The following is a 13,967-nucleotide window of genomic DNA, read 5'->3' as shown; positions in this document are numbered from 1 at the left end:
CAAATGCTGCTTGGGTACAAACAGCGAGAACAATAAAAAAAACTATGAAATCTAGGTAAAAAAATCGCACTGCGACTATTTTTACTTTTGCTACTAAAAATTGGTGATCTTCTGTTGATAGCTAGTTATGTTTATTCAAACTAAGCTGTTTTTGTTTGATTTTTTAAAGTCTTCATTTATTAATTATCAAGTATCATACCAAAAAATCTCAATAGTAGATTTTCTCTTATATTTTTACAAAAAAAGTAAAACCTTTACAATCAATAAATTAAACAATTAAAAAGGATTAACCGTTTCCGGCTAATCCTTTTCTTACAATCACGTTAGGTTTTATATAAAATACTTACAGGTTTAAAATAATAAATTCACTACGTCTATTTGCTTGGTGTTCTTCATTCGTACATTTCACTCCATTGCTACACTTGTTAATCAATTGACTTTCGCCATACCCTTTACCTGATAAACGGCTAGCTTCTACTCCTTGACTAATTATCCATTGCATGGTTGCTTTTGCACGACGTTCTGATAGTTGCATATTGTAGTTATCATTTCCACGACTATCGGTATGTGAACGAACATCAACTATCATACTTGGGTTTTCGAGCATGGTTTTCACCACTTTCATCAGCTCAATTTGAGCATCAGGACGAATCACAGCCGAATCAAAATCAAAATGGATAGGTGCTAACTTCAATTTCTTGAATGCATCATCTCCTTTTTCCATCGATTCTAGTTCAATATTTAGGCGTGTTTGTGCTTTTCGATCGGTATCTACTGTAAACTCCTGCGTCCAATACTTCTTTTTCCCTACCTGAATGCGATAGTGGTGACCACAGCTTAATTTCTCAGCGCTGTAATAGCCTAGTTCGTCCGTGTACACTTTTTCTACTATATTATTTCGCTGATCATACACCACAACTTCCACCCCTTCGAGTCCTATTTTGTTATTGCGATCAGTTACTACACCATCAATAATTTGAAAACATGGTTTTTCTATAAACAAGTAGATATCATCACTACCTAAGCCTGTATTTTTGTTTGAGGTCACAAAGCCTTTTTTAGTTGAAGCATCAATATATAGACCAAAGTCGTCAAAGCTACTGTTGATGTCAGGGCCTAGGTTAGCAGGAACTCCTAATTGTCCATCGCGATTGATTTTCACTTTAAACAAGTCCAATCCTCCAAATCCAGGATGACCATCACTTGAGAAGTACAAGGTATAGTCAGAAGAGATGAATGGAAAGGTTTCTCGTCCTGCGGTATTCACTTGATCGCCCAAGTGTTCAACCAAGCCAAAACGCCCAGATTCAAAGAGGCTAATGCGAAATAAATCCGACTGTCCTATACTACCTTGGCGATCAGACACAAAATACATCCACTTTTCATCGGGGGTTAAGGCTGGATGTGCGGTATTGTATCCGTCTAAATTAAAAGGCAATTCTTCCACTGCTCCCCATGTGCCATCCCCTTGTTTTTTTGCTTTGTAAATCTTCAATAAAGAAGATTCGTCTTCATTGTATTGGGCGCGTTTGCTTCCCTTAGTTGAGCCATTGTTGCTCGTAAAATACATCGTATTGCCATCTTTAGTAAAAATAGCTGATCCCATGTTTAGCTCTCTTGAAGCAATTTCTTTGGCAAACAATACCGGTGGTTCAAAACTACCCTCATCGGTAATGGTTGTTGCATATAATTTGGTGTATTGCTCATTGGTCCAATTGTGTATTTTGTTTTTCATTTCATCACTCTCTCGTGAAGAAGTGAAAATCAATTGATTACCCAGAAGCGTTCCTCCATAATCAGAATACTTACTATTCGTTGATAAGTTGAGCATTGTAAAACGAGAACAATCGAGGGTTTGATGGACTAATTCCCCTTGTGAAATCAGTCGCTGGGCTCGAGAGTCATTAGCGTCTAGAGCAGCGAACTCTTTCAATACGGCATCTGCTTTTGCGGGTTGGTTGACTGCTTTGAGCGTTTGTGCATAGCGGTAGTAGTACTCTTTATTTAAAGCACTAAGGTCTTTGTCTTCATAAACCCCTTGAAACAATTGATCGTACCATGTATAGGCATCCACAAATTTTCCGTTGTAGTAATAGGAGTCGCCCAATTTACACAAAATAGATGCCGTTATATGTCCTTGTTCCACCATTGTTTCATAATAACTAATAGCTTCTACATAGGCGTACGTATCGAAGTTTCGATCTGCTTTTTTTTCTTTTCTTGTTTGTCCAAAGCTAATCAGGCTGGAGAACAAGAAACAAAGTACTATCCCTTTGGTTATGTTTTTTACCATCATTGCTTGTATTTAGAAAAATCGAGGAGCGACTTTTCTTCTGTTGTTACTAAATAATTCGAATTTCATAAAGATCTCATGGGATCCAGAGTGATACTTTCCTAACTTACTAGTATCCGCATCATACGTATATCCAACAAACAGTCCATCAGTGATTTGGAATCCTGCTAATCCGCTAACGGAAGCATCCCATCGGTAAGCGGCTCCTACTGTAAATTTGTTGTACAACAAAAAGTTTGCTGTAAGGTCTACTTGTAAAGGAGAGCCTGTGATCACCTTAACTAAAGCGGCAGGTTTGAATTGAATATCGGGATTGATATCAAAGACATAGCCTCCCATCAAGTAAAAATGCGTTTTTTCTTTCATCACTTTATAGTCGTTCTCGTTGTATACATTACTCGACAAAATCATAGGAGCGGATAAACCGACATAGGCTTTATCTGAATATAGATAAACTCCAGCGCCAATGTTTCCTGAAAATTTATTTTTGATGTTGTCTTGCGTAATAGGATCAGTACCATCGTAAATTTGGAGCTTGTCATAGTCCACATCTAGAAGCGTTCCTCCTCCTTTTAATCCGAAGGCCAACTTATAGTGATAGTTCAGATTCACGGTATAGGCTAAATCGATAGATAGACTATTTTCATCCATTACCCCGAGGTGATCGTTTTTAAAGTGAACACCTAACCCCAAACCATTGTCAGTTAGTGGTGTGGTTACGGATAGATGAGCCGTTTTTGGGGCTCCTTCTAATCCAACCCACTGGGTGCGGTAGAGTCCAAAAATTTGTAAGTTACTCACACTCCCTGCATAAGCAGGGTTGATTACCGCCGGATTATACATGTATTGTGTATATTGGGGGTCTTGTTGTGCTGAGACTTCTTGTATACCAAATACGCTCAAACAAGCGAATATAAAGGTTTGTATTATGTTATTTCTTTTCATCTCCTGCGGTTTTAGTTATTCTCCAAGTGAAGGTTGGCCGCTTTTTTGATCATGCGACTTCCGTTATCATCTGTGTATTCGTACGTAATGACGTAATAGTACGTACCACTTGGAAGCTTACTTCCCTTATCAATGGTTGCTTTTCCTTCAGAATAGCCACGGAAAACATTACTGCTTCCATCGCCATTGGGGTCATACCCACGGGTTTCATACACCCGTGATCCCCAACGATTGAAAATTTCAACCTTATTGTTGGGATAGTTCTTAATATTATCGATAATAAAGTAATCGTTCTTGCCATCACCATCGGGTGTTACTAAGTTGTAGATCACGATATCTCCGTCTAAAACCCAATCCTCTTTCACGGTAGCAAGGGTAAAAAACCCATAGCCTTTTACAGTTGCTATAGTGGTTACTTCTTTGGTTGACATATCCACAACCCCTCCTTCGTCAACCCAAAGTTGTGCTTTATCATCCCAACGGACAATGTGCAAGTTTGCTTCGGGTGTTTTCAATACTTCGGGCGAGGTGGTTGTCTCATTCCAACTCAGGGTTAAGAGCACATCACTAGTATTATTTTCTCCTTTATCGATCAGCCAATATTCTTTGGTATTTAGGGTATTAATTACCCCTACTTTATTGGGACGAGACTCAAAAAAGGCAGGATCGTCATAGGTATATGCACCAGTAAAAGCATCTTTGCTTCCTTTAGGTGCAGAAATACGCGCATAGCGGTATTTTCCTTGATCGCCACTAGGATAAGTAAACGACTCATTTCCAATCTTTTCAATCACTCCATCCACATGGGCTTCATCGCGTACATTCAAGGTCGTTGAGCCATTTTGAAATGTGATCATTCCATGAGAAACTCCAGTAACCGCATTCTTTTCGGGATCTACTTTGATAATACCAGATTGAAAATCGGCTGTTCCGTATATATCGATATTCTGCTTCAAATCAAAAGCCACCTGTTGAATGGGATTGTCAAACTGTACATTGTAAAAAGAGGCAATTCCGTCTCCAAGTAATTGCTTGATTCCGTTAGGACGGCCATCAACGGTAAATATAGTTGTGGAGGTTTTGTGATTTTCTGTAATACCATATAATCCATCATTTAAAAAATGTTGAAAGTAAATTACAGTTCCATCATTGGTTACATCTCCAGATTCTTGATTTTCAAAGGTACCTTCAAAGGAGACCAAATCTCCTGATGATACAGACAAGACCCCTTCGTTGCTGGTCAACGAAGGTTCCTGACTGTAAGTTGTTATACTAATACAACAGAAGGCTACTGCAGTAAATATTATTTTCTTATTCATGCTTTCTTTTTTTTGGGGTTCTACAATCGTTTTGACAATTAGTGGTGATCGTAATAGTGGTCATCCGTATTGCGCTGCACATAATCAATTGCCCAAGCCAAGAAGTTCATGGTAAAGTGGCTGTTGTACGTTGCTGCACTACTATTTCCTTTTGACCCAGACCCTGTTGCAAAAGTAGCATTTGAAGAACTTCCACTTGCTCCAAAGACTGTGTGTTTAAAGAATCCACTATCTCCAACATAGACAAAGGCATGTTGGTTGTGTCGGACAACCCAACATTTAGTTGGATCGGCATCATAGCGAATATAAGAGGATGGTAGATTATTAATTATTCTACCCGAAACATCTTCTCCAAGCATTCTTCCTCTAACATCAAAAAATGGTCCTACAAGTAAAGGATCGTTTGTATTAACTAACGTATGGAATGTACTTTGCAAAGAAATGCTTGCATTTCCACCTCCTGCTAATTGGTTAATAAAATTAGCGGCATGACCTCCATCCGACTCGTTTACAATCATCGCAGCACCTCTTTTGTTTACTAAGAATTCATATAATGCATTATTCTTGTCTCGATCAAAACCAAAATTTAAAGACCCCATAACAATATCGACCTTATTATTTCTCAAAGCCGCAATAAAATTATTTGCAGTGCTATGGTTTCCTGAAACTACAGTTACACTCTCCACTTTAACGATTCCATGTGGTCCAAAATAAGCTGGATTTTTAAATAAGCCTGCTTTCGTACCATCATCTACTCTAAAACCAGCACTACTTCCTGAAGCTAAAATCACCATTGGTCTATACAGTACAGGTACTACAACAGTTCCTCGTTGTTCTGCGTTTCCAACGCTATTTCCAAGAAGTTCCATCGTATAATGTTCCGCAATTTGAGGGGTACCTGCCGCAGTTAATACCATAGTTACTTCACGGCCAACCTCGGCATCCGTTAGTGTTCTAATTCCTTTATACGTAATACCATTAACAGGGTTTGTTGTTTCAATCACAGCCTCACCAGGGAAGATAACCTTAACTGGTAATTCAATTTGATTGGGTCCTGTCAAGAATGTTGGTTTATAAGGGCGTAGTTTTCCGATTACTCTTGCTCTGCTCCAATCTACTTCATACTGTACCGGGGCACCCGACACTGGAATATCGTAGTTACAACCATCCAATTCTGTTAATTCAGGTGGATAAGAAGCATCATAATCATGGGCTCCTTTAGAGATCAACTTCATTTTTACGGTTATATTTCGATTGCTAACCGTTGGCTTACCTGTACCACCTTTAGGTGTTAGCACAACATTCTGTACATCATCGCGTAAATTATTAAATACAAAGTCAATTAACCCTGAAGTAAATTCTATTTTTTCGGTTTGATTTCCATAGCCTATACCATCAATTTCAACTGTTCCTGTTAGTTCACCACGACCAGTAGCGTTAACTTTTAGTGGAACGTGTATTTTATGGTCTGCCGTTAGATTCACGTTGTATTCAAATACCCCTTCATGGCTGATTGGATACTGAGCATTTGCACAATAAAACGCTACAGTCAGCGGTTCAATTGGCACAGTATAGTCATAAAAATCAGGCGATTGTCCTAATTCAACTTGAACATGTGAATTAGTAAAGAAATTCAAAGGGGTATTTCTTGGAACAACGGGTGCTCCTTGACCTCTTAAAATTATTTTGGCTGTTCCGGCAGCAATTTCTGCATTCGTTAAGGCACGTCTACCTGAGAATCGAATTCCATTGTTGTCCAACGTATTGATTTCAACCGTTCCGCCCATCGTAATATTTGAAATAGTTGCTTCAAGGTTTCCACTTTTCGGATCAGTCATGTTGACACCAGTAAAAAACTTTCCTACTGGATTAATATGGGTAATCTTATATTTTAGTGATTCTTTTTCAACAAAATTGTTGATTACACAGCTCGAAGTCTTTCCGTTTAATACAAATTTAATCTCATCGCCTGAGCTTGTTGGTACTCCATTTCCATCACGTAAATACCCTTTTATGGGAGTACCTGATCCTCTTAAAACGATGTGGTAATTCCCTGCATCAGGAAAGATACCGCTGCCTTGAAAAGCATATCCATTGGGTTCTGTACCGTTATAAGCTGTAGCTTCAACAGTATATCTACCAGGTGTTGACACACTGACTTCAAGGAAAATCATATTCGAACGCTCTTTTAAGAACACCCCTTCAAAATAATTCCCCTCTATTTGGATGGTTGAACATTTGCTATTCTGAATTACAAAAGTAGCAGGCTCAATTTCTCCACATAGATTTAACCATCTGTCTCGAGATTCATTATAGAACTCCATACAGTCGATGGTCGTATTATATATCATTAATCCTTGCTGTAAATCCGCTTTGGGAATATTTCTACGCTCGCTCGTTGTCATTTTAGGCAACAAGAAACCTTTTTCTACCGAACTTAGATCTAAAATACTAAAAGGTAATACATCACTAGCTGGCTCACTAACCGATAGGTCAGATAATTTCATTCCATTTCTATTGTTTGTATTTTGCCCTTGTGCTGTAGTGATACAAAAAAAGACGGCTAAGAATATATAATACAATAATTTATATTGTTTTTTTTCTAAATTCATATGCATTATTTTTTGATTAAAGAAGCTGAAACCTACTAAGACGTTTCAGCTTCTTCTCTATTAATTAGAAGGTCTATTTTCTTTCACATAGTCGATAGCCCACGCCATCACGTTTGCATAAAGCACACTATTGTATACCGTACTACCTTTATAGTAAGGTTTTCCAACTGGTGTACCATCTGCTAAATATTTTGAAGGCCAAATAGAAGTATGCGTACTTGTAGAGGTTCCTACAAACCATCCACCATCTCCGAAGAAAGCAAAACCTAAATCTCTGTGTTTAAGTCCCCAAACCTCAGATGCGTCACCGTCTTTAGAGATCAACGGTACAAGGCTAGTTGGTAGATTGCTGTAATACCATCCATTTGAAGCATCGTTTCCTATGTATTTTCCACTCAAGTTTCCGAAAGGTCCGTTGATAATAGGATCGTTACTTGCGCTGTTTAATACTGGGTTTAGCATGGTATAACGACTAGAGTGGTTAATTCCACTACTAGCTGTTAACTGCTCAATAAAGCTCTTCGTCGTCGAATGTACTCTATTCTCATCTCCAACAATCAACACTCCTTTTTTGTTTTTCACGAAGTGAAGGAGAACTTGATTGGTTTGCTCTGTTGAGTTGTATCCAATAACATTAACAATGATATCTACCTTGTTTGCTTCAATAAAATTACCCAAGTTTTGACCTTGTAGTTTGGTATCTAGGATGCGGATGTTGTTTACTTTTACAGTTCCATTTGGTCCAAAATTAACACGGCTGTTTAAGATTGCTCCACCTGCATAGGCATTAGACGTTGATGGTCCATAATTCTTATGTCCTAAACGCAGGACAACTATCTCTCTATATCGCACAGAAACCATAGCGGAACAGGTTGTTGTTCCCGCTTGACTGTTCGTTGTTAGGGTGTAAGTTATATTTCCTCCTACCGTGTATTTTCCAGTTGGAACTAAGCGAATTGTTTGCTGTCCTTGTCCATTGAATGTACCTGAAGCACTGAAACTAACACCGTTGACTTCGTTCGTACTAATTGTATATGGACCTGGATAATCTACATTTACTTGAACTTCAATATAGTGATTCCCTCCTAAATTTGAATCTACTGTGTAAGTTCCATTTACTTTTACTGTGCTACACAAGATAGAGTAGCGAATCGGTTGTACTTCTACAGTAATTTCTGGGAATGTTGCACAAATTGCAGCTGTTCCAGGTGTAAGGTTGGTAAACTTAATTGCTGTTGTTCCCTTTGGAATCATTGTTTCTTCCGGATAAAGGGTTACAAACTGAATATTGTTTCGATTTGCATTGAAGGCTAAGTTTACATTATTTGCTTTAAAACTAACTGGTGTTGTTGTCGTTCCAGTAACAAAATGACCTTTTAATTCAATAGAGGTTGTTCCTGGTGCTAAAACTTCTACTGGAATCAAAATAGAATTTGCCTGAGATAATCGAGTGTCTTCTTGGTAGGATCCTCTTATTTCAATAGGATTGTTGGCATCATCACAAACTAAATTAAATGCGACAGGTTTTACGTGAACCATCACTTTGGCATTCGTTGGATTGGTATGACTAATCGAATTCGTTGTGAAGGTAAACACATCAGGATTTGCAGCTGAGGTAGAAACAACGGGTGTTCCCTGCCCTACTACTTCAATTGATTGTGATCCTTCACTTGTAAATTCACCTGAACCACTAAAAGACATTCCATTTGTTGTATTGGATTGTACTCTCCAGAAGCCTGTTCTTGTTACATTAACATCTAATACGACTTTATTGTCGTTTGCATTCAAAGGAACTCCGATGTAGGCATCCCAAGCAACTACTTTATTTTGTGGTTCATTAATCGTAAAATTAAGATCCGAAGGTTTTACTTTGATACGCGTATTCGCACAAACTGTACTTACTTTTCCGTTCACCGAAAAGGTTAATAAATCCCCTTGAATTTCATTTCCTGTAAGTGGTGTACCAAGACCATCCAAGGCAATTGTGTAAACCCCGGCTGCATTAAAACTTCCACTTTTGCTAAAAGAATAACCATTTTCAGGGTTTGGTGTAGCCGTAATATGATACGAACCTGCTTCTTGTACATTCAATTGTACATAGAGAATATCAGTTTCTTTTAAGAACTTTCCTTGTTCTAAGTAATCATTGCCTGATGCACTTAGGACAATTCGACTACAATCAGTTAAATCGGCAATAGCTGGAGGTAATGTTCCACATAAGCTCAACCAACGATTCCCTTCTCTACTGTAATAATTGATACAATCGGTATCTGTATTGTAGATAACTAAACCATTTCCACGTTCTACATCTGTAATATTAATAGCATTTCGCTCTGCTGTTGTCATACGTGGAAGTAAAAATCCTTTGGTAGAACTTTCTAATTCCAATAATGTTGCAGGCGCTGCTGTCACAGCACTATTGGCTACCGAACCATCCGTAATCTTCGTTGTGTGAGGATTATTTTGTCCGAAGGTGGTGGCTATTGTACAAAACACAGCCACCATCATCCATACTATATATTGAATAGATTTCAAGTTATTTTTTTTCATCAATATCATTTTTGACTTATACAATTATCTATTTTAAAAGCGCTTCAAGTGCTTCTAATCGCTTAGTTAAATCCTGTACTTCATTCTTCAATACTTGAATTTCATCCGCTTTTTGATCTAACTCTTTTTTCTGTTCAATTAGGTGTAAGAAAAGTTCTTCTGTTTTTTCCAATAATTGAATGGATAACTCTGATACGTTAAATGAATACCCAGTTTCAGTTTTTTCCAATTCGCTAATTGGTGTAATTCCAGGTAAATGTCTATTTGTTTTAATATAGCTATCTACTGTAGTTAAATCATTAAATGTATAGTCATATTTCAACGAAGAGAACCCATCAAAATAGTTTTCAAATACATAATCCGCATAGTAGCTATTTGTAGCAGTAATACTACCATTTACACGCAATCGTTCGTTTGGTGCAGCTGACTTGGTAGTATAACCAATACCTACCCATCCCATGGTATAGATATCTTGATCATTTTTAGTTGCTTGCACCCCATTACCTGTATGCCAAGGCTCTTGAACAAGCTCATTGAACGAAATAATAGTTGCGTTTTTATTCTCGTCTGTATAAATTAATTCGCGCGAATCTAATTTTGCTTCTAACTGAGTTAAGGTTTCAGACTGCTCAAAAATATCCTTGATATAAATTGGGTTCTTCGACTTTTCTTCGTCTTGGAAAACTAAGGCTTTACCAACACCCGCATAATTATCTTCTAAGGTTAATGAGGTAATCGTTTCTAAACTATTACTACCCGTTGATCCAAATAATTCTGTCCCTTTAATTTCCACATCTTCATTCGCCTCATTTTTATATACATACTTGGTAGCCTCATAGGTTCTCAAATACGTTTCTCCTGGGCGTTCAGTTTCTTCGTGTACTTCTAAATATTCGCCATTCACTTCATCCAAATACACATACATATCGTATTTCTCTGGGGTTAATGTCGTTTTCGTTTCCTTACTTCGAATTTCGGTAGTCAGGTTAAATTCATTATTCCCTGCAGTAATGATAATATCATCATTTACGTCACGTACAACCGAAACATCTCCAGTAGATGATGAAATAAAAGTTTTTAATAGCGTTATTACTTTAGGATCTTGGATAATTTTCTCAAAATCAGTGATCACATCTTGGGTAATTTCCAATACTACATCATCTTGCTCTCCTGTTTCATCAACGAAATAGTACTCAATCATTCCTGTCGTTTGATTGCTTCCTTTTTCCATTTTTGTTAGAGTCTCAGCGAATTTTATCTCAATTGCATCTTGCCCATTATTGAATACAAATCCTGCTTTTACTTCTTCTTTATTCAGATTGGCATCCGTCGTCTTTAAACTGGCTAGTGCTGAATTATTCTTAATCACCGTTTTAAATTCATTACTATTTCCAAGTTTTGTAATAAACTCTTGGTTGTCTACAAGTTCTGTTACAAATACGTCGTTGTTCGCGATGATTTTTCCTAAGTCATCCATCTTCACAGCAAACACATTGTTTTCTGTATCGGTAATCGTTAAGAATTCATCTGTCGCTACAAACGATTTGATTTTTGTATTCCCTAATGCATCCCAGCTAATTACTACCGGTTGCTTATTGTCATCGTAGTAGAAGAAAGTGTTGTTTACTGTATCGTAACCTACGTTTCCATAAACGTCTTTTAATTCTTCAATGATGTTGGTAATGAACTCATTGTTGTTGGTGATTTGCTCAATGAACTCTACCTTATTTCCTAACTTGGTAATAAACTCTTGGTTGTCTACAAGTTCTGTTACAAATACGTCGTTGTTCGCGATGATTTTTCCTAAGTCATCCATCTTCACAGCAAACACATTGTTTTCTGTATCGGTAATCGTTAAGAATTCATCTGTCGCTACAAACGATTTGATTTTTGTATTCCCTAATGCATCCCAGCTAATTACTACCGGTTGCTTATTGTCATCGTAGTAGAAGAAAGTGTTGTTTACTGTATCGTAACCTACGTTTCCATAAACGTCTTTTAATTCTTCAATGATGTTGGTAATGAACTCATTGTTGTTGGTGATTTGCTCAATGAACTCTACCTTATTTCCTAACTTGGTAATAAACTCCTGGTTGTCTACAAGTTCTGTTACAAATACGTCGTTGTTCGCGATGATTTTTCCTAAGTCATCCATCTTCACAGCAAACACATTGTTTTCTGTATCGGTGATCGTTAAGAATTCATCTGTTGCTACGAACGATTTGATTTTTGTATTTCCTAATGCATCCCAGCTAATTACTACCGGTTGCTTATTGTCATCGTAGTAGAAGAAAGTGTTGTTTACTGTATCGTAACCTACGTTTCCATAAACGTCTTTTAATTCTTCAATGATGTTGGTAATGAACTCATTGTTGTTGGTGATTTGCTCAATGAACTCTACCTTATTTCCTAACTTGGTAATAAACTCTTGGTTGTCTACGAGTTCTGTTACAAATACGTCGTTGTTCGCGATGATTTTTCCTAAGTCATCCATCTTCACAGCGAACACATTGTTTTCTGTATCAGTGATCGTTAAGAATTCATCTGTCGCTACAAACGATTTGATTTTTGTATTTCCTAATGCATCCCAGCTAATTACTACCGGTTGCTTATTGTCATCGTAGTAGAAGAAAGTGTTGTTTACTGTATCGTAACCTACGTTTCCATAAACGTCTTTTAATTCTTCAATGATGTTGGTAATGAACTCATTGTTGTTGGTGATTTGCTCAATGAACTCTACCTTATTTCCTAACTTGGTAATAAACTCTTGGTTGTCTACAAGTTCTGTTACAAATACGTCGTTGTTCGCGATGATTTTTCCTAAGTCATCCATCTTCACAGCAAACACATTGTTTTCTGTATCGGTAATCGTTAAGAATTCATCTGTCGCTACAAACGATTTGATTTTTGTATTCCCTAATGCATCCCAGCTAATTACTACCGGTTGCTTATTTTCATCGTAGTAGAAGAAAGTGTTGTTTACTGTATCGTAACCTACGTTTCCATAAACGTCTTTTAATTCTTCAATGATGTTGGTAATGAACTCATTGTTGTTGGTGATTTGCTCAATGAACTCATTGTTGTTGGTGATTTGCTCAATGAACTCTACCTTATTTCCTAACTTGGTAATAAACTCCTGGTTGTCTACAAGTTCTGTTACAAATACATCGTTGTTCGCGATGATTTTTCCTAAGTCATCCATACTCACAGCAAACACATTGTTTTCTGTATCGGTAATCGTTAAGAATTCATCTGTCGCTACAAACGATTTGATTTTCGTATTCCCTAATGCATCCCAGCTAATTACTACCGGTTGCTTATTTTCATCGTAGTAGAAGAAAGTGTTGTTTACTGTATCGTAACCTACGTTTCCATAAACGTCTTTTAATTCTTCAATGATGTTGGTAATGAACTCATTGTTGTTGGTGATTTGCTCAATGAACTCATTGTTGTTGGTGATTTGCTCAATGAACTCTACCTTATTTCCTAACTTGGTAATAAACTCTTGGTTGTCTACGAGTTCTGTTACAAATACGTCGTTGTTCGCGATGATTTTTCCTAAGTCATCCATACTCACAGCAAACACATTGTTTTCTGTATCGGTAATCGTTAAGAATTCATCTGTCGCTACAAACGATTTGATTTTCGTATTCCCTAATGCATCCCAGCTAATTACTACCGGTTGCTTATTGTCATCGTAGTAGAAGAAAGTGTTGTTTACTGTATCGTAACCTACGTTTCCATAAACGTCTTTTAATTCTTCAATGATGTTGGTAATGAACTCATTGTTGTTGGTGATTTGCTCAATGAACTCATTGTTGTTGGTGATTTGCTCAATGAACTCTACCTTATTTCCTAACTTGGTAATAAACTCCTGGTTGTCTACAAGTTCTGTTACAAATACGTCGTTGTTCGCGATGATTTTTCCTAAGTCATCCATCTTCACAGCAAACACATTGTTTTCTGTATCGGTGATCGTTAAGAATTCATCTGTCGCTACAAACGATTTGATTTTTGTATTCCCTAATGCATCCCAGCTAATTACTACCGGTTGCTTATTGTCATCGTAGTAGAAGAAAGTGTTGTTTACTGTATCGTAACCTACGTTACCATAAACGTCTTTTAATTCTTCAATGATATTGGTAATGAACTCATTATTATTTGTAATGTACTCAATAAACTCAATATTGTCACCTAACTTGGTAATAAACTCTTGGTTGTCCACCAAATTCGTAACGAACGTACTGT

Annotated in this window: 6 protein-coding genes; all 6 read right to left on the bottom strand. The window is 37.3% G+C overall.

Annotated features, from left to right (window positions below; all coding sequences use genetic code 11):
- Positions 1-343 precede the first annotated feature (343 nt).
- Positions 344-2,293 (bottom strand): OmpA family protein, encoded by a 1,950-nt coding sequence (locus HX062_RS03315; RefSeq protein ID WP_430530239.1) that lies wholly within the window; start codon positions 2,291-2,293, stop codon positions 344-346.
- A gap of 12 nt (positions 2,294-2,305) precedes the next feature.
- Entirely contained in the window at positions 2,306-3,238 is a 933-nt protein-coding gene (locus HX062_RS03310; RefSeq protein WP_182626199.1) for a PorP/SprF family type IX secretion system membrane protein, read from the bottom strand.
- An 11-nt stretch (positions 3,239-3,249) separates the two neighbouring features.
- The gene (locus tag HX062_RS03305) at positions 3,250-4,557 is read right to left on the bottom strand and encodes a T9SS type B sorting domain-containing protein (RefSeq protein ID WP_182626200.1); all 1,308 of its coding nucleotides are present in this window, start codon (positions 4,555-4,557) and stop codon (positions 3,250-3,252) included.
- Positions 4,558-4,595: 38 nt separating this feature from the next.
- Positions 4,596-7,169 carry a phage tail-like protein gene (locus HX062_RS03300; RefSeq protein ID WP_286466400.1) on the bottom strand — a complete coding sequence of 858 codons (2,574 nt, stop codon included), beginning with the start codon at positions 7,167-7,169 and terminating at the stop codon, positions 4,596-4,598.
- Between the two features lie 60 nt (positions 7,170-7,229).
- Complete coding sequence (locus HX062_RS03295) at positions 7,230-9,719, bottom strand: phage tail-like protein (protein ID WP_286466399.1); 2,490 nt, start codon at positions 9,717-9,719, stop codon at positions 7,230-7,232.
- Between the two features lie 28 nt (positions 9,720-9,747).
- Positions 9,748-13,967: hypothetical protein (locus tag HX062_RS03290; RefSeq protein WP_286466397.1), on the bottom strand; the 4,220-nt coding region annotated here is incomplete at its 5' end.

The organism is Myroides sp. DF42-4-2, from assembly GCF_030326445.1.
GTDB lineage: Bacteria > Bacteroidota > Bacteroidia > Flavobacteriales > Flavobacteriaceae > Flavobacterium.
The sequence above is the reverse complement of the archived record's forward strand: the minus strand, read 5'-3'. Positions and strand labels throughout refer to the sequence as shown.

Coding starts and splice junctions, on each gene's coding strand:
- HX062_RS03305 (WP_182626200.1), bottom strand. CDS start 4,557: ATGAATAAGAAAATAATATTTACTGCAGTAGCCTTCTGTTGTATTAGT.
- HX062_RS03315 (WP_430530239.1), bottom strand. CDS start 2,293: ATGGTAAAAAACATAACCAAAGGGATAGTACTTTGTTTCTTGTTCTCC.
- HX062_RS03310 (WP_182626199.1), bottom strand. CDS start 3,238: ATGAAAAGAAATAACATAATACAAACCTTTATATTCGCTTGTTTGAGC.
- HX062_RS03300 (WP_286466400.1), bottom strand. CDS start 7,169: ATGAATTTAGAAAAAAAACAATATAAATTATTGTATTATATATTCTTA.
- HX062_RS03295 (WP_286466399.1), bottom strand. CDS start 9,719: ATGAAAAAAAATAACTTGAAATCTATTCAATATATAGTATGGATGATG.